This window comes from Agromyces protaetiae (genome assembly GCF_030866785.1).
Lineage (GTDB): Bacteria > Actinomycetota > Actinomycetes > Actinomycetales > Microbacteriaceae > Agromyces > Agromyces silvae.
Window position 1 is genome coordinate 3,555,564 of sequence record NZ_CP133018.1, and the last position, 21,379, is coordinate 3,576,942.

At 69.9% G+C, this 21,379-nt stretch carries 18 protein-coding genes; 4 read left to right on the forward strand and 14 right to left on the reverse strand.

The features are described 5' to 3' along the window. Nucleotides 1-74 precede the first annotated feature (74 nt). The 12 genes from QU602_RS16245 to QU602_RS16300 form a co-directional block, all read right to left on the reverse strand. A complete protein-coding gene (locus QU602_RS16245; protein ID WP_308797496.1) occupies nucleotides 75-2,882 on the reverse strand; it encodes a hypothetical protein in 2,808 nt (935 codons plus the stop codon). 79 nt (nucleotides 2,883-2,961) lie between these two features. Further along, complete coding sequence (locus QU602_RS16250; protein WP_308797497.1) at nucleotides 2,962-5,571, reverse strand: hypothetical protein; 2,610 nt, start codon at nucleotides 5,569-5,571, stop codon at nucleotides 2,962-2,964. 235 nt (nucleotides 5,572-5,806) lie between these two features. Then, nucleotides 5,807-8,647: a hypothetical protein gene (locus tag QU602_RS16255; protein WP_308797498.1), complete on the reverse strand. Its 2,841-nt coding sequence runs from the start codon at nucleotides 8,645-8,647 to the stop codon at nucleotides 5,807-5,809. Nucleotides 8,648-8,940: 293 nt separating this feature from the next. Next, nucleotides 8,941-9,105, reverse strand: coding sequence for a hypothetical protein (locus tag QU602_RS16260; RefSeq protein ID WP_308797499.1), 165 nt, complete (start codon nucleotides 9,103-9,105; stop codon nucleotides 8,941-8,943). 66 nt (nucleotides 9,106-9,171) lie between these two features. After that, nucleotides 9,172-10,137: an SDR family NAD(P)-dependent oxidoreductase gene (locus tag QU602_RS16265; protein WP_308797500.1), complete on the reverse strand. Its 966-nt coding sequence runs from the start codon at nucleotides 10,135-10,137 to the stop codon at nucleotides 9,172-9,174. Between the two features lie 81 nt (nucleotides 10,138-10,218). After that, nucleotides 10,219-10,554: a chorismate mutase gene (locus QU602_RS16270; RefSeq protein WP_308797501.1), complete on the reverse strand. Its 336-nt coding sequence runs from the start codon at nucleotides 10,552-10,554 to the stop codon at nucleotides 10,219-10,221. A 119-nt stretch (nucleotides 10,555-10,673) separates the two neighbouring features. Next, a complete protein-coding gene (locus QU602_RS16275) occupies nucleotides 10,674-11,999 on the reverse strand; it encodes an FtsX-like permease family protein (RefSeq protein WP_308797502.1) in 1,326 nt (441 codons plus the stop codon). Between the two features lie 8 nt (nucleotides 12,000-12,007). After that, the gene (locus tag QU602_RS16280) at nucleotides 12,008-12,799 is read right to left on the reverse strand and encodes an ABC transporter ATP-binding protein (protein WP_308797503.1); all 792 of its coding nucleotides are present in this window, start codon (nucleotides 12,797-12,799) and stop codon (nucleotides 12,008-12,010) included. A 277-nt stretch (nucleotides 12,800-13,076) separates the two neighbouring features. Continuing rightward, a complete protein-coding gene (locus QU602_RS16285) occupies nucleotides 13,077-13,844 on the reverse strand; it encodes a hypothetical protein (RefSeq protein ID WP_308797504.1) in 768 nt (255 codons plus the stop codon). After that, the gene (locus QU602_RS16290; RefSeq protein WP_308797505.1) at nucleotides 13,841-14,746 is read right to left on the reverse strand and encodes an ABC transporter ATP-binding protein; all 906 of its coding nucleotides are present in this window, start codon (nucleotides 14,744-14,746) and stop codon (nucleotides 13,841-13,843) included. Before QU602_RS16290 ends, QU602_RS16285 begins: the two co-directional genes overlap by 4 nt. Continuing rightward, nucleotides 14,743-15,102: a GntR family transcriptional regulator gene (locus QU602_RS16295; RefSeq protein ID WP_308797506.1), complete on the reverse strand. Its 360-nt coding sequence runs from the start codon at nucleotides 15,100-15,102 to the stop codon at nucleotides 14,743-14,745. Before QU602_RS16295 ends, QU602_RS16290 begins: the two co-directional genes overlap by 4 nt. 388 nt (nucleotides 15,103-15,490) lie before the next feature. Further along, a complete protein-coding gene (locus tag QU602_RS16300) occupies nucleotides 15,491-16,477 on the reverse strand; it encodes a DMT family transporter (RefSeq protein WP_373692843.1) in 987 nt (328 codons plus the stop codon). Between the two features lie 138 nt (nucleotides 16,478-16,615). Here QU602_RS16300 and QU602_RS16305 point away from each other — a divergent pair, with 138 nt between their 5' ends. The 4 genes from QU602_RS16305 to QU602_RS16320 all read left to right on the forward strand — a co-directional run bounded on the left by QU602_RS16305 (nucleotide 16,616) and on the right by QU602_RS16320 (nucleotide 19,161). After that, nucleotides 16,616-17,158 carry a cupin domain-containing protein gene (locus QU602_RS16305; RefSeq protein WP_308797507.1) on the forward strand — a complete coding sequence of 181 codons (543 nt, stop codon included), beginning with the start codon at nucleotides 16,616-16,618 and terminating at the stop codon, nucleotides 17,156-17,158. A 69-nt stretch (nucleotides 17,159-17,227) separates the two neighbouring features. After that, nucleotides 17,228-18,625, forward strand: a complete 1,398-nt coding sequence (lpdA, locus tag QU602_RS16310; RefSeq protein ID WP_308797508.1) for a dihydrolipoyl dehydrogenase — start codon at nucleotides 17,228-17,230, stop codon at nucleotides 18,623-18,625. Between the two features lie 124 nt (nucleotides 18,626-18,749). Next, entirely contained in the window at nucleotides 18,750-18,992 is a 243-nt protein-coding gene (locus tag QU602_RS16315; RefSeq protein WP_308797509.1) for a hypothetical protein, read from the forward strand. 19 nt (nucleotides 18,993-19,011) lie between these two features. Further along, on the forward strand, nucleotides 19,012-19,161 hold the full coding sequence (locus QU602_RS16320) for a hypothetical protein (RefSeq protein WP_308797510.1): 150 nt from the start codon (nucleotides 19,012-19,014) through the stop codon (nucleotides 19,159-19,161). Nucleotides 19,162-19,239: 78 nt separating this feature from the next. Here the strand turns inward: QU602_RS16320 and QU602_RS16325 are convergent, their stop codons facing one another. Together QU602_RS16325 and QU602_RS16330 are read right to left on the reverse strand one after the other, a co-directional pair. Next, nucleotides 19,240-20,856: a solute symporter family protein gene (locus tag QU602_RS16325; RefSeq protein ID WP_308797511.1), complete on the reverse strand. Its 1,617-nt coding sequence runs from the start codon at nucleotides 20,854-20,856 to the stop codon at nucleotides 19,240-19,242. Then, nucleotides 20,856-21,245, reverse strand: coding sequence for a DUF485 domain-containing protein (locus QU602_RS16330; protein WP_308797512.1), 390 nt, complete (start codon nucleotides 21,243-21,245; stop codon nucleotides 20,856-20,858). Before QU602_RS16330 ends, QU602_RS16325 begins: the two co-directional genes overlap by 1 nt. Nucleotides 21,246-21,379 lie beyond the last annotated feature (134 nt).

Below are 21,379 nucleotides of genomic sequence, written 5' to 3' on the forward strand. Positions count from 1 at the left end.
CGCCCACACGAGTGGCCGCGTACGGCGTCGCGGACGCGTGCGTACGATGTTCATCTCTGGCGGCTCCGCCCTGCTCATCGGATGCTCCGGTTCTCGAAAGTGATCCGCTCACCGTGCGTGACCACGTGTGACGTGATCGTCGAGACGGGGCCGAACGCATTCGGATTGGAGAGCGTGGCTCGCCCCGCGCCGATCAGCACGGTGTCGCTCGGCAGTGGCTGAATGAGCGCGCCCCCCTCGGGTCTGAGCATCGGCAAGGACCCCGAGCCCGGAACGGCTCCGGTGCGCAACTGCACGCTGACGCTCGTCGCGGTGAGGCTGTGCAGCGCGGGCGCTGCCCCGGGATCGGCGAGCACACAGGCACCCTCGGCGCACGAGCCGACGCTCAGGCCACCCGCACCCGTGCCCTGCGTCGTGAGCGCATGCTTCGCCGGGCTGACCCACTGCCCGGCAGGCGAGCCATGGGCCGACTTCTTGGTGCCGTCCGACTTGAACACCGCGATGATCTGGCGGCCGGCCTCGGGCGACCGGATCGAGAAGAACGCGCCGATCGAGCTCGCCTGAGCGCTCAGCCCATCGTTCGGGTACTGTCCCGGCTGCAGCGAGAACATGATCGCCTGGTTTGGCACCGTCGGATCGCCGAGACCGGTGATGAGGGCTTTGGTCTCCAGGTCCCGGTAGTAGACCCGCGCGTACAGCTCTGGATAGTCCGTGGGATCCAGTGCGGCACCGCCGTGCAGCGAGACTCGCATCGCGATCTGGTCGAGCCCGTTGCCCCTCGGCGTTCCGGTACCGGACATGTCCACCTTCGTCACGATCGACGTCGGTGTCGGGGCGGCCAGCGTGGTGACGTCGACGACCTGCGAGATCGCGCCGCCCGCGGCGACCCGGAAGTACCGGTAGTCGTTCGCCGCACCCACGGCGGTCTGCCAATCGAAGACGGCGGCGCCCATCGTGACGCGGTCACCCTCGCGGCTCGGCGCGAGCGGCGAGGCGATCGTGCCGAGATCGTCCCAGCGTTCGCCGTCGACCGAGGCCTGTGCACGCGGGAGCGGCAGCGTCGCGTCGGCGAGATCCGCGTCCGACCCCTGCACCCGCCAGGTCACACCGGACACGGTGAATCGGTGTACGGGCCGCGTGGGGTCGTTCACGTCGTCGCCCGGCTGGTGGCCTTCTGCCGGCGCGGGGGTCAGCCGGGCCGCCTCGATCACGGGGGCGCCCACGATGGACGGTGCCGCATGCCGGTCGGTCACGACGAGCCGCACGCCGCGCGGGCCGTTGGGCTCGGTGCGCACGGAGAATCGACCCCCGCCGACTTGATCGTGGACCCAGAGTCCGTGGCCGTCGGTGATCACTTGCGCCACCTGGCGGTGACCCGGCTCGCCCAGAGGATCCAGCTGCATCGAGAATGCTCCGGCCCGCGCGAGCCGGCACGCGTTCCCCGGCTCGCCCCAGAGGATGTGCGCGGCGACGTACTGCGCCGATGACGCGCCCGCGGCGACCTGCACGGGCTGCGAGGGGAACGGGCTGGTGACGCCCTGCATACCACTGTTCATCCAGCAGCCCTGTTCGTCGCTCGCCCCCGTGAACAGCTGGAATCTGAGCCCGACGCCCGTGCGGTTGTCGATCTGCACCGACATCGCCCGATACCCGGGCGCCATCCACGCGAGCTCGGCGCCGCCGCCGCTGGCAGTGGCGGCCAGCTCGCCGTCGGCACCCACTTTCAGGACGAACGACTCGAACACGTGGCCGATGCCGCGACGCAAGGCGACCCTCGGCTCGCCCGACACGCTCGTGAAGTACCGGGCCGACGCGAGCACACCACCGTCCCAGCTCTTCCACGTGTCACCTGTGGCCAGGTCGATGATGTTCACGTTGCCGAGGGTGGGCCAGCCCACCACAGCCTGCGGCTGCCCTCGGAGTCCGGACGTGCCGATCGACACCACCTCGGGCCACTGCCACGCGTCGGTCGAGCTCCGGAAGTTCTTCGCCCAGATCTCCCGATCGTTGGTCACGTCGTAGCCCAGCAATGTGGGCATCGAGAAGGTCAGCACACCGACCACCACCAGCAGGTTCTCGCCGTCTGTCCCGAGCTCGACCTCGGTGATCTGGTCCCGATGATGCGTCATGAAGAGCTCCTCGCGATCGGGACCCGAGTAGTGCGTCATGAATACCCGGAAGTCCGGCATCCCCCACTGGCCGGGCTTGACGATCCGGACCCCCGAATAGTTGAGCCCGATGGCGAGGTACTCCTCCCCTTTCCACTCGAACGCATCCAGCGCCGTCACCGCGAACTCGCGACCCTCGGTCCGCCAGTTCTTCACCTCGCCGTCGACCGTGAACATGGTCGTCACCGTCCCAGCCGCTACGAGGCGGGGCCTGCCGATCGAGTCAGGCACCTGCTCGGACCTCATGGTCGTGACGTAGATGTGCGACTTCGTCACGGCGAGTCGACTGGCGCTGTGTCCGACGAGCAACGTGGTCATGTTGCTCCCCCCGTAGAACAGCGGGGCGCCGACCTCGGTCTTCGGCCACGCCGCGCTCGCTCCCGCCTCGAACGACCGGAGCACGTGCGAGCCGCGCGTCACGGGTTCCACGATCTCGACACGGGACCCATTGAGGCGAACGATCTGCTCGTAGCCCAGGCCGAGGATGTCGACGGCGTGTTCGTTCTTCCCGGACGGGACCGTGATGCCGGAGTCGGCGGGAAAGCCCGGGCCGGAGTCCGCCGAGGCGGCGGCGGCGGCTTCCGTCTGATCTGCGGGAGCCTCCGCCTGATCTGCGGGAGCCTCCGCCGCGCCCGCGGTGGGCACACCGATGCCCACCACCAGTGCGAGACTGACGAGCATCGTCAGACCCGCCCTGCGAAGTGTGCTACTCATGCGGACCTCCTGGTTGTGATACATCAGTATTTTACACGATCACGCGATGGCCGGCGACGGTCGGCGCACGCCCGCTCGGCTATTTGGTCCTGATCCAGTGGTTCTCTGCGACGAGCCGCTCTCCGTGCGCGACGAGATCCGTCGTGATCGTCCCGTTGTAGGCGAATTGGTTCGGGTTCTCGAGCATGGCCCGCGTGCTGTGGTACATGAACGAGTCGCTCTGCAGCGGCAGCTCCTCGGGCACCCGGTTGGGCTGGGTGAGCGGCAGCGATGCCGCTCCGGGAACCGCGATCGCCCGGAACTGGACGCCCAAGCTCGTCGCCGTGAGGCTGTGCAGTGCAGGCGCCTCCCAGGGATCCGCGAGCTTGAGTGCGCACCGGCTCTCGCCGCACGCGCCCACGCTCAGGCCGTTGGCGGCCGTGCCCATCGTGAGCAGGTTGTTCGTCGCCGGCGCCAGCGTCACGGCTCGGTTGTGGGTACGAAGGTCCCGACCGTCCGCCTTGAACACCGCCATGATCGGGCGGGCCTGTCCCAGGCGTGTCGAGAAATACACACCGATCGACGTGGTCGCGGCTGCGTCGAGCAACTCGTTCGCGTACTGACCGGGTTCGAGCGAGAACATCACCAGCTGGTTCGGCTCCGCCGGGTTCCCGAGCCCGGTGATCAGCGCCTTGGTCTGCACGTCACGGTAGTAGATCCGGTCGTAGAGAACCCCGTACTCGGCCGCGTCGAGCGCCTGTTCCGCCGATCCGCGCAGGCTGACCCGCATCGGGATCTGGTCGAGCCCATTGGCCCTCGGGGTGCCTGCGCCCGTGATCGTGAGCGACAGCACGGCCAAGGACGGCTCGGGCGCGCTGAGCTGCGTCACGTCGACGACGTTCGACGAGACACCGCCGGACACGACCCGGAAGAACCGGTAGTCGTTCGTGGCGCCGGGCGCGGTCTGCCAGTCGAACACCGCGCCGCCCATCGTGAGCTGATCGCCGTCGAGTGCGGGCGTGACCGGCGACGCGACGGTGCCCAGCGCATCCCACCGTGCTCCGTCGACGGAGCCCTCGGCGACCGGGAGCGGCACCGCCACCTCCGAGAGGTCGGCCTCGGCCCCCGGCACGTTCCAGCTGAGCCCCGACACGCGGAACCGATGCACCGGCCGCGACGGGTCATCCGGGTCCATCGTCACCGTGCGGCCCGGCACTGCGGCCGGCGTCAACCGGGAGGCCTCGAGCACCGGGGCGTCCACCTGGACGGGAGTCGCGTGCCCATCGGTGATCACGAGCCGGGCCGCGAGACCGCCGGTGCGCTCGACCTGCACGTTCAGCCGACCGCTGCCGACCTGCTGATCGACCTCCATCGTGCTCATCCTCGTCAATACGCGTGCGACGCGCCGGTTGCCCGGCTCGCCCGTGGGTTCCACCTGGAGGTAGAACACGCCGGGCGTGCTCTGGTCGCAGGACTGGCCACGCGTCGTGTGGCCGGCCTGGAATGGGCCCGTCCGCTCGCCGGCGGCGGCGTGCTGGGGTTGCGATGGGAGCGGGTTCGTCGCACCCCGCAGCGCAGTCGTGAGCCAGCACCCCTCCGCACGGGACGACCCCGCGAACGAGTTGAACGTGACCGCCGACCGGGAGCGATTGTCGATCAGGATGGACCACGGCCGGTAGCCCGGCACCATCCATTCCAGGTCACGTTCGGCACCATTGTCGAGCACGACCGGCCGCCCCGCGGCATCCTGCTTGGCCACATGCGACGACCACCCCGACGCCCGCCCGTGCCGATACCCGACCCGCGGCTCCCCCGACGCGTCCGTGAAGAACCGCACCGTGCCCACCACACCACCGTCGATGTTGCCCCGGTCGGTGCCGTCGACCGCGTCCATGAAACTCAACCGGCCCAACGTCGGCCAACCCACCCCGATCTGCACCCGCCCGTTCACCTCATACGGACTGAACTCGACCTCCTGCGGCCACTCGAACCGCGCCGGATCGTTCGGACGCAGATTCTTCGTCCACAACTCCTGCCCCGTGTTCGCGTCGAACGCCAACAACGCCGGCATATCCCCGGTCAGCACCCCGACCATCAACTGCACCCGGCCCCCGACCACCCCGAACCCCAACTCGGTGATCTGATCCCGCTCATTCGTCGGCAACGACCCGAACCGATCCGGACCCTTGAAATGCTCCATCAGCGCGTGCACGTCCGGCAACCACGGCACCGTAGGATCAGCGATCCGCACCCCCGAATAGTTCAACCCGATCGCCAGATACGGCTTGCCCTCATGCTCGAACCCCGCCAACGACGTCACCGCGAACACCCCCGGGAACACCCGCTCACCCACCTGCACCCCATCGGGCGTGTACTTGCGCACCACCGACCCATCGACGACCTTCGGAACGAACGGCCCCCCATCCTTGGTCCGCAAATTGCTCACATAGATGAACCCGCCAGCCACCGCGACCCGGCTCGCACTGTGCCCGGTCACCCGATCGGCCATATTGACCCCGCCATAGAACATCGGAATGTCCCACAGCCGCGGCCACGCCTGCGACGCCCCCACCTCGAACGACCGCACCACCGCACCACCCCGCGTCACCGGCTCCGCGACCTCCACCCGCGACCCGTTCAACCGCACCACCTGCTCGTACCCCACCCCGAGCACATCCACCGCAACCGAGTTCCCCCCAGCCACCGTCACCCCCGCACTCGACGGCAACGACCCCGCAGCCGCAGACGTCGACGCCGACGCAGACGCAGACTCTGCGGCTGGGTTCGGAGCGGCAGGCGTTGCGGTTGCACTGGGCACACCGACCGCGAGCGCGAGCGAAACCGCGCTCACGGCCGTCGTCACCCACCGCGCCCACCGCATTCCGCGCGGGCCCCGCTCAGCGCGCCGGCCTCCGTTCGCGGACCTCATCGCGAGACCCCCTGCTTCAGACGTAGAGGTTCTCGAGAGCGACGCGTTCGCCATGACTGATCACCTGCCCCGAGATCGTCGCGTTGTACCCGAGCACGCTCGGATTGCGGAGGCTCGCTCGGCTACCCGAGATCTCGAACGAGTCCTCGGCCACGGTGAGCACCTCACCCGGCGTATTGGGTGCCGACAGGGGCAGCGACGCGCCGCCGTGGACCGCGATCGCTCGGAACTGGACACTGACACTCGTCGAGGTCAGACTGTGCAACACGGGCGCAACCGACGGATCGGCGATCGCGCAGGGCCCCTCGGCGCACGTGTCGATGCTGATTCCTGCAGCGCCGGAGCTCTCCCGGCTCGGAACGAGGAAGTTCGTGATCGGGGTGAGCGGAGCGCTGCCCTCGAACGCATCGGGCCCGACCGCATTGTGCTTGAACATGGCCCGCACCTGGCGGCCGGGCTGCATCGAGCGGGTCGAGAAGTACGCCCCGATCGAGGTGGTCGCCGACGCGGACGCGCTCTCGTTGGCGTACTGCCCCGGCTTCAGCGAGAACATGACCAGCTGGCTCGGGTCCGCCGGATCGCCGAGGCCCGTGATCAGCGCCTTCGTGAGGCCGTCGCGGTAATAGATGCGCTGGTAGAGCTCGGCGTGCGCGGTCGCGTCCAACTCGCGGAGGTCGGAGCCGACCAGGCTGACCCGCATGGGCGCTTGATCGAGCCCGTTCGCCCGGGCGCCGCCGTCGGCCACCATCGAGACGCCCTGCACCAGGTCGGCCGCAGGCGGCACCGGGAGCCCCACGAGATCGACGACGTTCGAGATCGCGCCACCGGCGTTCACGCGGAGATACCGGTAGTCGTTCGCGGCACCCGGCGGGGTCTGCCAATCGAACACGCCCTGCCCCATCGTCACGCGGTCGCCGTCACGGGTCGGCGCCAGCGGCGAGGCGACCGTACCCAGCCGGTGCCACGTCTGCCCGTCGACGGACCCCTCGGCGAAGGGCAGCGGGAGCACGGCCTCGCTCAGGCCGCTCGCGGCGCCCGGCACCGTCCAGCTGACGTCGGAGACCGTGAACCGGTGGACCGGGCGCGACGGGTCGTCGACCTTGTCGGTCGGTTGCCGGCCCTCGGCCGGGGCCGGCGTGAGCCGCGCCCCCTCGAGCTTCGGTGTGCCCGCGACGGTCGGTGCGGCGTAGGTGTCGGTCACGACCAGACGGGCTCCGTACAGGCCGTCGACGGAGGCGTTGCGCGGCTCGACGCGCACCGAGAGCCGGTCGCCGCCGACCTGCTCCTTGATGCGGACACCGTCTTTGTCGCCCTGCAATTGCACGATGCGCCGGTGCCCCGGCTCGCCCGGCAGGTCGAGCTGCAGATAGACGACGCCCACATCCGACGAGTAGCACTGCTCGCCGACGGTCCGCCAGGCGGACGTGTAGGGCCCGGCGTTGGCACCGGGCGCGATCCGCACCGGCTGCTTCGGCACCGCGGGTGCCGCACCCTTCAGCTCGGACCCGTACCAGCAGCCGCGTGTGCGCGTCGACCCCGAGTAGGTCTTGAAGCTGAGCTCGGCGCGCGACCGATTCTCGACCTGCAGCGAGACGGGCCGGTACCCGGGCACCATCCACTCCAGATCCCCCGCTCCTCCGTTCTCGGTGAACGCCGGCACACCGCCGGCGTCGAGCCGCGCGACATGCGAGGTGAACTCCATGCCGACGCCGCGACGAATGCCGACCCGATGCTCCCCCGCGGCGTCCGTGAAGAAGCGGATCACGCTCACGACACCGCCGTCGAGCCAGCCCTTCTCCTGACCGGTCTCCGCATCCATGAAGCTCACCCGGCCTTGCGTGGGCCAGCCCATGGCGACGTGCGGCCGACCCTCGGCGCCGAGCGCGCCGAACGCGACGACCTCGGGCCACTCCCAGCCGAGCTGGTGCGGGCGGAAGTTCTTCGTCCAGAGCTCAGCGCCCGAGAGAGCGTAGTGCACCGCGAGCGCCGGCATCTCCTGCGTCACCGCACCCATCGCCACGAGCAGCCGGCCGTCCGTGTCGGTTCCGAACTTGACCTCGATGATCTGGTCGCGCTCGACCACGCCCCCGGGCCGGTCCGGACCCTTCCAGTGGGTGAGCAGCTCCTGCACGTCTGGCATGCCGTCAGGCTTGCCGTCGACCGCCGGCTTCACGATCCGGACGCCGTACTTGTTGAGCCCGAACGCGAGATACTCCTCGCCGTTCCAGACGACCCCGTCCAGCGAGATGATCGCGAAGTCGGCCGGCAGCCTCCGCTGATCGACGAACATGCCGGTGGCGGTGTACCTGGTGAGCGTCGAGCCGTCGGCCTCGATGACCGCCTTGCCCCATGGGTCGAACGACGTCTTGGTCAGCAGATTGCTGACGTAGATGTGCCGGCCGGCCACGGCCACGCGGGTCGCGCTGTGCCCGACGACCTTCGTGGTCATATTGGTGCCGCCGTAGAACAGCGGGAGGCCGAAGCCGTAGGTGGGCCATGCCTGCTTCGCGCCGACCTCGAACGACTTCAGCACCTTGGAGCCGCGGCTGACCGGCTCGACCACCTCGACCTTCGACTCGTTGAGCCGTACGACCTGCTCGTAACCGAGCCCCAGCACATCGGCCGCGACCTCGTTCTTGCCACCCGGAACGGTGATGCCGGTGTCGGCCGGCAGCGTCGACGTCTGTGCGGCGCCCGCCGTCTCCGCAGCCTCCGCCTCCTGCGGAGCCACGTGTTCCGCGGCCACCGGCGCGGCGGACGCAGGCCCGCTCACCGACGCAACCGCGTTCGCGCCCAGCAGCAGCGCCATCGCTCCGATCACCGCACTGAGCCGCTTCACGCCCACCGTCGTCTTCACCGGTACTCCATTCGCCGCGTGCATGCAACTCCAGTATTCTAGCATGCTCAGCGCGGTCGGAATAGAGGCCAGACGAACGGCGGATGCCACGGAGATGCGCGATGTGCCGGCACCGTCGCACCCGAGTGGCTCCCGCCGCCGACGCAGCGGCGCTGCCGCCGTCGCGGCCGATCAACGCCGGGGTCGCCCGCTCAGCGCCGCCGTCGCGCCCGATCAACCCCGTCGCGCCCGATCAACGCCGGGGTCGCCCGCTCAGCGCCGCCGTCGCGCCCGATCAACCCCGTCGCGCCCGCTCAGCGCCGACGCCTCCCAGCGGCAGCACCCAGTCCGACGAGCAGCAGTGCCACCACGAGCAGTCCCCACCGCCCGGCGGCCACGGCGATCACGGCGCACAGCACGCCCGCGATCACGAGCACGCGCGCGATCACGAGGCGAACCTTCGGCCCGATCCCGCTCACTGCAGCCCGCTCACAGCCCGCTCACCGCCCGCTCACCGCCCGCTCACCGCCCGCTCAGCAGCGGTCTCACCGCGGCGCGATCGCCGCGACGTCGAACGGGACGCCCGTCGCCTGCTCTGCGACGGCCCACACGCGCGCACCGATCCCCGCATCCCGCGAGACTCGCGTCGCGTTCGCGAGCACCGGCTCGCCCTTGGTGCGGAACCGCGGCCCCCAGAACTGACCGCCCTCGACGTCGCGCGCCGTGAGCGCGTGCAGCACGGGCTCGGCGCCGCGGTGCTTGCCCTGCGCCCAGAGCCCCTGCAACTGGTCCGCGAACCGGCTGCCGCGCGACGGCTCGTTGACGCCCGGCACGAACGGCGTGCGGCCCGAGATCGAATATCCGGGATGCGCAACCACGCTCAGCACGCTCGACCCGGCGGCACGCAGCCGCCGGTCGAGTTCGAACGCGATCGACTGCGACGCGATCTTCGACTGGGCGTACGCGCGCCAGAGGTCGTACCCGCGCTCGAGCTGCAGGTCGTCGACGCGGAACGTCGACAGCTGCGTCGACAGCGACCCGAGCGACACGACCCGACCATCGGCTCCAAGCCTCCCGAGCAGCCGCGCGAGCAGCGCGAAATGGCCGAGCACGTTCGTCGCGAGCACGAGCTCGTTGCCATCGACGCTCAGCTCGCGGCGGGCCGGCGTGTGCACGAGACCGGCGTTCAGCACGAACCCGTCGAACGGCACCCCGCCCGCGAGCGAGGCGGCCTCGGCCGCTCCCTCCGCGACCGACTCGAGCGACGATTGGTCGATGACCAGCGTGGTCGCGGTCCCTCCGGCCTCGCCCGCACGCACGCCCTGCGCCACCCGCGCGTTGATCACATCGGCCGCGGTCTGCAGGCGTTCACGGCTCCGCCCCGTCATCACCACCTGCGCGCCCGCACCCACGAGCCGCGCAGTGGTGAAGAACCCCAGGCCCGCGTTGGCGCCGGTCACGAGGAACTTGCGCCCGGTCTGGTCGGGCAGCGGAGCCGGGTACCAGCTCACAGCGCCACCATGCTCACAGCGCCACCCAGCTCACAGCGCCACCATGCTCACAGCACCACCATGCTCACAGCACCACCATGCTCACAGGCCCTCGGCGCGCTCCGAGCCACGGCCGTTGCCGGCGAGCTCCTCGTGGTGCTGGATCACCTCGGCCACGACGAAGTTGAACCACTTCTCGGCGAACGCGGGGTCGAGGTGCGCGTCCTCGGCGAGCGCGCGCAGGCGCGCGATCTGCCGCTTCTCGCGATCGGGATCGCTCGGCGGCAGCCCGTGCGTCGCCTTCAACCGCCCGACCTGCTGCGTGAACTTGAACCGTTCGGCGAGCAGGTGGATGAGGGCGGCGTCGATGTTGTCGATGCTCGAGCGGATGCCGAGCAGCTCCGACATCGCGGCGTCGCGGTCGTCGATGGCACTCATGCCTTCGACCCTAGAGCACGGACCCGAACGCACGGTCGACCCGTCGTCGCCGTGGCGAGCACGCACCGGATCGCACGAGCAGGCCGAGCGCAACACACCGGCGCAGGTGTCAGCCGTGGCTACGTCACCACCGCCTGCGCCGAGTCGGAGGCGGCCCGTTCGAGCACTGGACGGGTCGCACGTAGCCCGAGCCAGACGACGCCGATGCCGGCCGCGAGCACGGCCGCGATGACCACGAGCGAGAGCGGGGCGACGATGAGCGTGATACCGGTGAGCGGCAGCATGACGATCGCGGCCGCGACGGCCGAGCCGATCGCGGTGATCCGCAGCGGCGACATGACGGCTCGGCGGCGGGCCGCGTCCATGGTCGAGATCGGCATGCCGAGCAGGCCGAGCGACCGGTACACGTCGCGCCGGTCGAGCACGCCGGCCGCCTGATTGACCCCGACCGAGCACGCCACCATGAGGAACGAGCCGATCACCGTGATGAGGATGCCCGTGCGGATGTCCTCGATGAGCAGCATCGACACGCGATCTCCCGCGTCCGTGCCCATGACGTCGAGCACGGCGACCCCCGACCCCGCGAACACCGCCATGAAGCTCGTCATCGCGACCCCAGAGACCTGACGCCACGCCGCCTTCGGCGATTCGAGCACGGTACGTGCCGCGATGAGGCGCGCGGTCGTCTTCGCGCGCTTCACCTGGGCGGATGCCACGAGCCGCAGGATCCACGGACCCATGAGGTTCAGCACGGCGATCGTGCCGCCGAAGGCGGCGGCGAGCATGCCGAGGATCACGAGCACGGTCGGCGCGACCTGCAGCGCGGCCATGGCGCCGAACGCGAGCACGACGACCACGAGGCCGATCACGATGCGCAGCCAGTGCGGACGCGGCGCCTCCTGCTTGGTGCGCACGCCGAGCGGCGAGATCACGACGCGGCGGAGGCTCACGATGGCGCTCACCACGGCGAGCGCGGTCACGCCGAGCGGCACGAGGGCGACGGATGCTCCGAGCCACACCCCCTCGATGCCGAGCGCCTGCCCGCGGAACGGGATGAGCGCGAGCGCGGGCAGCAGCGCGGCGTAGAGCACGACCCCGACGAGCGCACCGATGCCGGCGAGCACGCCGGCCTCGATGACGGCCAGGGCGGACACCGTCGCGGGCGTCGCGCCCAGCAGGCGGAGCGTCGCGAGCCGGTCGTCCCGACGACGGGCCGACAGCCGGGCGGCGGAGCCGCCGAGCGACGCGAGCGGCACGACGAGCAGCACGAGCGCGATCACCGCGAGCGCCTGGTAGGTCACGGCGAGTTCGTCGGTCCACGTCCAGAACGTCTGGGCGCCGCCGAGCACGGTGAGCAGCAGCGCGGTCACGATCGCGAACGCCGTCACGGGGAGCGCGATGGTCGCGACCCCCTGTCGGCCAGGCCGAGCGAGCAACCAGGCCACGCGCGCGATCACAAGCGCACCGCCTCGCCGGTCGCGCTCACGGCAGGCGCGGCGCCCGAGGCATCCGTCCCACCCGAGGCATCCGTCCCACCCTCGCGACCCGTCGCCGGGTGCCCCGCCCGCTCGGCGACGATCCGGCCGTCGCGCACCTCCACGATGCGCGCACAGCGCGCGGCGACCCCCGCGTCGTGCGTCACGAGCACGAGCGTGCGCCCCTGCCCGACGGTCGACTCGAGCAATGCGCGCATCACGTCGGCCGAGGTCGCCGAGTCGAGCGCGCCCGTCGGCTCGTCGGCGAACACCACCGGAGCGCCCGTGACCTGGGCCCGCGCGATCGCGACGCGCTGCGCCTGCCCGCCGGAGAGCTGACCGATGCGACGATCCTCGAGCCCCGCGAGCCCGAGCGCGGCGATCCAGCCGCGAGCGTGCTCCTCGGCCTTCGGCCGCGGGATGCCGTTCAGCATGAGCGCGAGCGCGACGTTCTCGGACGCCGTGAGCTCCGGGATGAGCAGGCCCTGCTGGAACACGAAGCCGAACGCCTCGCGGCGGAGCCGCGAGCGCTCACGCTCGGACAGTGCGGTGACCTCGGTGCGAGCCGTGCCGTACCGGAAGGCCACCGTGCCGGCGTCGGGCGCGACGATCCCCGCCAGGCAGTGCAGCAGCGTCGTCTTCCCCGAACCCGACGCGCCCATGATGGCCACGGACTCGCCCGGGCGCACCGAGAGGTCGACGCCGTCGAGCGCACGGGTGGAACCGAAGGACTTCACGAGGCCGGCGGCCTCGAGCACGTAAGAACTCATGCTCGCAAGCCTCGCGCGCCGCCCGCGGGCGGCGCGTCGGGCCGGAGCATGAACCGTCGGAGCATCCGTCATCCCGCAGGATGACCTGCCCGCATCCCCTCCCCATCCCCGCATCCTCGCGATGGAGGTCGTTTTTCGTATGGGAGGTCGGTCCTGACCGACCTCCCATACGAAAAACGACCTCCATCGTGAAAGCGGGACGTGGGCGGGATGCGTGAAGCGACGCGGCATCCGCCTTGGGGGGACGGATGCCGCGCCGCGGACTGTGCCCGCAGGATCAGCGGGGCGTGGCCCTCCGGATGACGAGGAAGCCGGCGACCGCGAAGAACGCCGCGAGACCCAGCACGATCGTGAACACGCCCACGACCCCGATGCTGCCGAACCAGGTGAACACGCCGACCCACGAGTCGGTGAAGGACGCGATGGCGATGAGACCGAGCACGAGGACGACCGCGGCGAGCGCGACGATCAGCATGCCGCGGGTGCGCCAGCGCATGTACACCGTGGTCGCGCTCGCCCCGATGAAGAGCACGAGCAGCTGCAGCGCGAACGTCGTATAGAAGTCGACCAGCCAGCCCTCCTGGCCGTACCAGAGCGAACTGAACATGGCCGCGCCGATGCCCCAGCCGTCGGTCGCGAGCTCGATCTGCACGAGCGTCGCGATCGCCACGGCCATCTCGAACGACACGAACAGGAACATCAGCGCGGTGCCGAGCCAGAAGTCCCGGCGCGTCGCGCCGAACCCGAGTGCGAACGAGAAGGTGTACGCGACGGCCTGCACCCCGACGACGACGAGGTACCACTGCGGCGAGAGCACCGCCCAGCTGTACCCGAAGCCCTCGGTCATGTCCGCGCCGGCGCCGCCGGCCCCGCGGATGATGAGCGCGATCACCATGGTGACGGCCCAGGCCACGCCGAGGATGATCCACGGGATGCCGAAGAACACCGACGGGTTCACGGCGTGCAGCCGGATGATGCGCCAGAGCTCGTTGGGGCGGACGCGCGAGGTCGAGGTGGCGACGGGCGCGGTGGCGACGGCGGTCATGCTGCGGCCTCCTGTTCGGACGAACCGGCGAGATCGGTGCCGGTGAGGTGGACGATGAGTTGCTGGAGCGAGACCGGCGCGAGCTCGAGGCCGAGCTGGGCGGCCTCGACGCGCGCGGCCTGGTCGAGCCGGCCGTCGATCGTGACCGACGCGAGCCCGCCGAGGCCTTCGCGGCCGATGACCGGCCGATCCGCCGTGAACTGCTCGACCGCGGCCTTCGGGCCGGCGACCGTCGTCGCCGAACCGCGCACTTCGTCGGCGTCGCGGTCGAGCAGGATGCGGCCCTGATCGATGAGGATCACGTGCTCGAGGAGGTTCGCGACCTCGTCGATGAGGTGCGTCGACAACACGACGGTGCGCGGGTGCTCGGCGTAGTCCTCGAGCAGCCGGTCGTAGAAGATGTGCCGCGCGACCGCGTCGAGGCCGAGGTACGGCTCGTCGAAGAAGGTCAGCGGGGCGCGCGACGCGAGGCCGACGATGACACCGACCGCCGAGAGCTGGCCGCGGCTCAGCTTCTTGATGCGGCGCTTCACCGGGAGCCGGAAGTCGGCGATGAGCCGCTCGGCGAACTCCTGGTCCCAGTTCTCGAAGAACCACGGCGCAGCCTTGAACACGTGCGCGGCCGTGAAGTCTTCGGGGTAGCGCTGGGACTCGGCGATGAAGCAGACCTTGCGTAGGACATCGGCGTGCTCGGCCGGCGTGCGACCGAACACGTCGAGCGTGCCGCCATCGGCGAAGAGCTGGCCGGTCAGCAGCTGCATGATCGTGGTCTTGCCCGCGCCGTTCCGGCCGAGCAGGCCGTAGATGCGGTTCTCCTCGAGGCTGAAGCCGACGCGGTCGAGGGCGGTGAACGAGCCGTAGCGCTTGGTCAGCCCCTCCACGCGGACGACGGTGGCGGTCATGATTCGATCCTTTCGGCGCGGAGCAGACCCGCGAGCTGGTCGATGTCGATGCCGAGCTTCTCGGCCTCGATGATGAGCGGTCGGATGTACTGGGCACTGAACTCGGCACGCCGCCGTTCGACGAGCCGGTCCCTGGCCCCGACGGTCACGAACATGCCGATCCCCCGTCGTTTCTCCACGATGCCGTCGTCGACAAGGCGGTTCACCCCTTTCAGTGCGGTTGCCGGATTCACCCGGAGGAAGGCCGCGAACGCGTTCGTCGACGGGATCTGGGTGCCCTCGGGCATGCTCCCGTCGATGATGTCGTTCTCGATCTGCTCCGCGATCTGGATGAAGATCGGTCGTGATTCGTCCATGCCCGCCTTCACATACCGGTTCGAACCTCGCTGGTTCATTACTTGTGTAACTAACCAACCACCCCGACGATGGCACTGTCAAGTCCGTTTCGGGGCCTCGGCCGGAATTTCTTGCTCAGGAAGATCTGCACGACTCGCCGTGTCGGCGTGTGCAACACGCCGCGCGGCAGCGCGAAGTTCCTGAGCAAGGAAATTCGGGCGGGCGGGCCCGGGCGCGTCGCGGGCGGGTCGCGGGCGGGCGCGGGCGGGTCGCGGGCGGGTCGCGGGCGGGTCGCGGGCGGGCGCGGGCGGGCGCGGGCGGGCGCGGGCGGGCGCGGGCGGGCCCGGGCGCGCGCGGGCGCGCGCGGGCGGGCGCGGGCGCGGGCGGGCGGACGAGGGGGCGCGAGGGTTACGCCGGCACGCGCCGCCCGAGCCGGAGCCGGCCCTGGGCGAACAGGATGCCGAGGAACACGACCAGGGCGCCGACGGGCTCATGCCACGAGAGCCGCTCACCGAGGATCGCCATGCCGAGGGCGACGCCGACGACGGGCGTCACGTAGGTCACGGTCGAGATGCCGGTCGGCCCCCAGGCGCGCAACACGTTGATGTTCCAGATGTAGGCGAGGCCCGTGCCGAGCACGCCGAGGGCGAGCAGCGAGAGCACGATCGGCCACGTGAGCGTGACGGGCTCGAGCGCGAGCACCGGGGTGAGCACGAGCATGACGACCGCGGCGGTGCCGATCGAGAGGAACGCGAACGTCGCCGGCGCGATCGGCCGCTGGCTGAGGAACCGGCGCTGGTACCCGAACGTGATGCCGTAGCAGAGCGTCGCGATGAGGCACGCGATCTGCCCGGCCAGGCTGCCCGTGAGGCCCGCGAGCTGCCACGGCCCGATGACCACGAGCACGCCGAGGATGCCGAGCCCGACGCCGAACCACCGGCTCGCACCCAGTTTCTCGACGCGGAACACCAACGTCGCCATGATCGCCGTCATGATCGGCGTGGTCGCGTTGTAGATCGACGCGAGACTCGACGAGACGTACTGCTCGGCCCACGCGAAGCACAGGTAGGGGATCACGCAGGTCGTCAGCGACACCACCAGGAAGTGCACCCACACGATCGGCTCTCGCGGCAGCACCGGCCCGCGAGTGCCGTCGGGCGCCGTCACGTGCGGCCGGGTCACGAGCACGATGAGGCCGAGTGCGAGCCCGCCGAGCACCGTTCGGGACCACGCGACCTGACCGAACGACACCCCATCGAGCGCGACCTTCATGAACAGGAAGCTCGCACCCCAGACCAGCCCCATCGCGAGGAACTGCACCCACGCAGAGACCGGTCCAGGTTTGGTGGCGGATGCCCCGGGCTGGGTCTGCTGCAACGTGCGCGGTTCACTCACGGCCCGAGCTTAGGACCGGCCGCCGACACCCGCTCGCCCCCGCCGGCACGTTGTCCGGAATCCGCCGGTCGTCGGCAGGCGAACGCGTCGATCGCGTCGAATCGGACGGCGACCCCCGTTCTCCGCTAGGTTCGCGCCATGCCTTCCCTGAATGCATCGAGGCGACGCCGCCTCCGCATCGCCGGCCTCACCGCACTCGCCGGGCTCGCCGCAGCCGTGACGCTCAGCGCCTGCGCCACGACTCCCGCCACCCCCGCGGCCGACACCGCAGGCCCGGCCACGACGTCCGCCCCCGCCACGACCCCGCCGTCACCCGTGACCGTCGAAGAGCTCGGCGCAGGCGAGACCGAGGCCACCGTCGAGGTCGACGTTGCGGGGCCGGTCGCGGTCACGTACCGGAGGATCACGATCGCCCCTGGCGCCGGCACCGGCCTGCACTGCCACTACGGCCAGCTCATCGCGGTCGTCGAGTCCGGCGAGTTCACGCATCGAGCGCCCATCTATCCAGACGGCGTCCACATCTACGAGGCGGGCGACTCGGTCGTCGAGGGCGCGGGCTACGTGCACGAGGGGATGAACGAGGGCGACCAGGACCTTGTGCTGCTCGTGACGTACGTCACCGAAGAGGGCAAACCCCTCGCCGAGACCGATCTGGCGAACTGCGAACCGACCGCGCACTGAGCCGGACCACTGCCCGAGACATCCGGCCGCCCCTGCCGCGGGCCGACCGACCGGCCTAGGCTGGCCCGCATGAGCCACTTCGACGTCATCGTTCTCGGCGCGGGCCCCGGCGGCTACGTCGCCGCCATCCGCGCCGCGCAGCTCGGCCAGAAGGTCGCGGTCATCGAGGAGAAGTACTGGGGCGGGGTCTGTCTCAATGTGGGCTGCATCCCCTCGAAGGCACTGCTGCGCAACGCCGAGCTGTCGCACATCTTCCACGACCAGGCCGCGACCTTCGGCATCTCGGGCGACGTGCACTTCGACTTCGGGGCGGCGTTCGACCGCAGCCGGCAGGTCTCCGAGAAGCACGTCAAGGGCGTGCACTTCCTGATGAAGAAGAACGGCATCACCGAGCTCGACGGGCGCGGTACGTTCCGCGACGCGAACACGATCGACGTCGCGAAGGCCGACGGCACGACCGAGACCGTGACGTTCGCCAACGCGATCATCGCGACCGGTTCGAGGGTGCGCCTGCTGCCCGGCGTGCAGCTCTCGGACAACGTCGTGACGTACGAGACGCAGATCCTGACGCGCGACCTGCCGAAGTCGATCGCGATCGTCGGCGCCGGCGCCATCGGCATGGAGTTCGCGTATGTGCTGCGCAACTACGGCGTCGAGGTCACAGTCATCGAGTTCCTCGACCGGGCGCTCCCGAACGAGGACGTCGAGGTGTCGAAGGAGATCACGCGGCAGTACCGCAACCTCGGCATCCCGATCCTCGCGTCGACCAAGGTCGAGACGGTGACCGACAACGGGTCGTCGGTGACGGTCACGTACACCGGATCCGACGGCACGCCCGGCTCGCTCGAGGTCGACCGCGTGCTCATGGCCGTGGGCTTCGCGCCCAACGTCGAGGACTTCGGGCTCGAGCAGGCCGGTGTGCAGCTCACCGAGCGCGGCGCGATCGGCATCGACGAACGCATGCGCACGAACGTGCCGCACATCTACGCCATCGGCGACGTGACCGCGAAGCTCATGCTCGCGCACGTGGCCGAGGCGCAGGGCGTCGTCGCCGCCGAGACCATCGGCGACGCCGAGACCATGGAACTCGGCGACTACCGCATGATGCCGCGCGCGACCTTCTGCTCGCCGCAGATCGCCAGCTTCGGGCTCACCGAGCAGCAGGCGCGCGACGAGGGCTACGACGTGGTCGTCGCGAAGTTCCCGTTCACCGCGAACGGCAAGGCCAACGGCCTCGGCGACCCGGTGGGCTTCGTCAAGTTGGTCGCCGACGCGAACCACCTCGAGCTGCTGGGCGGTCACCTCATCGGTCCGGATGCCTCTGAGCTGCTGCCCGAACTCACGCTCGCGCAGAAGTGGGACCTCGGCGCCCTCGAGCTCGCCCGCAACGTGCACACCCACCCGACGCTGTCGGAGGCGCTGCAAGAGGCCTTCCACGGCCTCACCGGCCACATGATCAACATGTGAGCCGGGGCGATATCGCTTCTGCACAGCACGCGCGTGGTACTCGTTCTCCACGGTTCGGGGCCGGTTCTCTACACCCTTACCGTCGGCGCTGGCAGACTCCCTCCCGATATACAAGAATGGGAAGGTGATCGAGTTGACAGAACCTCAGATATGGACGGTGATCGGCGCATTCACGACCCTCATGGTCGGGATGATCACGATCGTATCGATGGCGTTTGTTCGCGCCGTCCACGCCGAAAGTCGCATCGTGCAAGCAGAGATCCGCGGCGTTCGTGAAGAGATCAAGGGAGTGAGCTCTCGGATCGACGGACTCGATCGCGATGTCCAGGCCCTGGTGAAGCGCACCTTCGGGCTCGACCGCGGCTGACACACGGGCGACGATCGAGATGACTGAGGCGCAGATCTGGGTGGTCCTCGGAGTGTGTTCGGCGATCTCGGTCGCCGTCTTCATGATCGCCCTGATCGATTTCATCTGTGTGGTGCGGGAGAGCCTGCGCGCAGATCATGGCGTGACGCGCGGGACGCCTTCGGACTGACTGCAGACGTGTTTCGGCCCGGCCCCGGGCAGGCGATGCGGGGGGCCGGGCCGAAGTTCGTCTCCGGGCGGCGGGGCGCTAGTGCTGCGTCGCGCCCTCGGCGCCGACGCCCGTGAGCGAGCGCACCTCCATCTCGGACTGCTTCGCGGGGTCCTCCTTCTCCTTCGACAGCACGGTGCCGAGCCAGCCGAGGAAGAACGCCAGCGGAATCGACACGATGCCCGGGTTCGACAGCGGGAAGATCGCGAAGTCGATCGCGTCCGTCTTCAGCATCGACGCCTCCGACCCCGACACGACGGGCGAGAACACGATCAGCACGATCGCCGAGATCAGCCCGCCGTACATGCTCCACAGCGCGCCCCGCGTCGTGAACCGCTTCCAGAACAGCGAGTACACGATCGTCGGCAGGTTCGCCGACGCGGCCACCGCGAACGCGAGGGCGACGAGGAACGCGACGTTCTGCCCGTTCGCGCCGATGCCGCCGACGATCGCGACGACGCCGATGATCACGACCGTGCGGCGCGCGACCTTCACCTCGGCACCCGGCTCGGGCTTGCCCTTCTTCACCACCGACGCGTAGATGTCGTGCGCGAAGCTCGCCGCCGCGGTGATGGTGAGACCGGCCACCACCGCGAGGATCGTCGCGAACGCGATCGCCGAGATCAACCCGAGCAGCAGCGGACCGCCGAGCTCGAACGCGAGCAGCGGCGCCGCCGAGTTCGGGCCGCCGGGCGCAGCGGAGATGACCGCGGGCCCCACGAGCGCAGCCGCGCCGTAGCCCAGCACGAGCGTGAACACGTAGAAGATGCCGATCAGCCAGATCGCCCACACGACCGACTTGCGAGCCTCCTTCGCGGTGGGCACCGTGTAGAACCGCATGAGCACGTGCGGCAGCGCAGCCGTGCCCAGCACGAGCGCGAGCCCGAGCGACACGAAGTCGACCTTCGCGATCTCCGAGACGCCGTACTTCAGGCCCGGGTCGAGGATCGCCGGGTTCTCAGCGACAGCGACGGCCTTGTCGAGCAGCGCCGAGAAGTCGAATCCGTTCACGGCGAGCACCCAGATCGTCATCGCGCCGGCGCCCGCGATGAGCAGCACGGCTTTGATGATCTGCACCCAGGTCGTGCCCTTCATGCCGCCGATCAGCACGTAGAGGATCATGAGCGCGCCGACGACCGTGATCACGAGCGCCTGGCCGAGCTGGTCGCCGATGCCGAGCAGCAGCGACACGAGACCGCCGGCTCCCGCCATCTGCGCGAGCAGGTAGAAGAAGCAGACGACGAGCGTGGTGGTCGCCGCCGCGATACGCACGGGCTTCTGCTTGAGCCGGAAGCTCAGGACGTCGGCCATCGTGAACTTGCCGGTGTTGCGCAGCAGCTCGGCGACGAGCAGCAGCGCCACGAGCCAGGCCACGAGGAAGCCGATCGAGTAGAGGAACCCGTCGTATCCGGTCAGCGCGATCGCGCCGACGATGCCGAGGAAGGAGGCGGCCGAGAGGTAGTCGCCCGCGATGGCCGACCCGTTCTGGCCGCCCGTGAACGACCGGCCCGCGGCGTAGTAGTCGGCGGCGGTCTTGTTGTTGCGGCTCGCCCGGAACACGATGACCATCGTGATCGCGACGAACGCACCGAAGATCGCGATATTGAGCCAGGGCTCGCCGGGCGCGGTCGCCGCGGCCTGTTCGAATCGCAGCATCAGCGCCCACCGTCCTTCGCCTCGGGGTGCGCCCGCGTGTCGAAGTCGTCCGCGAGGATCTCGTCCCGGATCTGCCCGGCCAGCGGGTCGAGCCGCCGGTTCGCGAAGCTCACGTACCAGGTCGTCACCGCGAACGTGGTGATCACCTGGGCGAGCCCGAGCACCATGGCGAGGTTGACGCTCCCCCAGACACGCGTCGACATCAGGTCGTGCGCGTACACCGCGAGCAGCACGTACGCGAGGTACCAGACGAGGCACGCGCCCAGCACGGGGAAGACGAAGCGGCGGTGCCTGCGCCGTAGCTGCTGGAACTCCGGGGACTCTTGCACGGCGCGGTAGTCGACATGCTCGAGGGTGGCACGTCCCGCACTCAGGGCGTCGTTGCCCATGACATCTCCTTCGATGGTCGCTGCACGACGCGCGAGTCGGGCGTCTGCAGTTCGCACCATCGTGCCGATGCGGTCGCCTGCACCGCGGGTGGGCACCACTCGTCGTCGGTGAGCGGTGGGCATGGTGCGACGAA

Excerpts from the sequence above, each read along its gene's own strand:
- QU602_RS16245 (WP_308797496.1), bottom strand. The coding sequence starts at position 2,882 with ATGAGTAGCACACTTCGCAGGGCGGGTCTGACGATGCTCGTCAGTCTC.
- QU602_RS16270 (WP_308797501.1), bottom strand. The coding sequence starts at position 10,554 with ATGAGTGCCATCGACGACCGCGACGCCGCGATGTCGGAGCTGCTCGGC.
- QU602_RS16280 (WP_308797503.1), bottom strand. The coding sequence starts at position 12,799 with ATGAGTTCTTACGTGCTCGAGGCCGCCGGCCTCGTGAAGTCCTTCGGT.
- QU602_RS16285 (WP_308797504.1), bottom strand. The coding sequence starts at position 13,844 with ATGACCGCCGTCGCCACCGCGCCCGTCGCCACCTCGACCTCGCGCGTC.
- QU602_RS16290 (WP_308797505.1), bottom strand. The coding sequence starts at position 14,746 with ATGACCGCCACCGTCGTCCGCGTGGAGGGGCTGACCAAGCGCTACGGC.
- QU602_RS16295 (WP_308797506.1), bottom strand. The coding sequence starts at position 15,102 with ATGGACGAATCACGACCGATCTTCATCCAGATCGCGGAGCAGATCGAG.
- QU602_RS16305 (WP_308797507.1), top strand. The coding sequence starts at position 16,616 with ATGCCTTCCCTGAATGCATCGAGGCGACGCCGCCTCCGCATCGCCGGC.
- lpdA (WP_308797508.1), top strand. The coding sequence starts at position 17,228 with ATGAGCCACTTCGACGTCATCGTTCTCGGCGCGGGCCCCGGCGGCTAC.
- QU602_RS16320 (WP_308797510.1), top strand. The coding sequence starts at position 19,012 with ATGACTGAGGCGCAGATCTGGGTGGTCCTCGGAGTGTGTTCGGCGATC.
- QU602_RS16325 (WP_308797511.1), bottom strand. The coding sequence starts at position 20,856 with ATGCTGCGATTCGAACAGGCCGCGGCGACCGCGCCCGGCGAGCCCTGG.
- QU602_RS16330 (WP_308797512.1), bottom strand. The coding sequence starts at position 21,245 with ATGGGCAACGACGCCCTGAGTGCGGGACGTGCCACCCTCGAGCATGTC.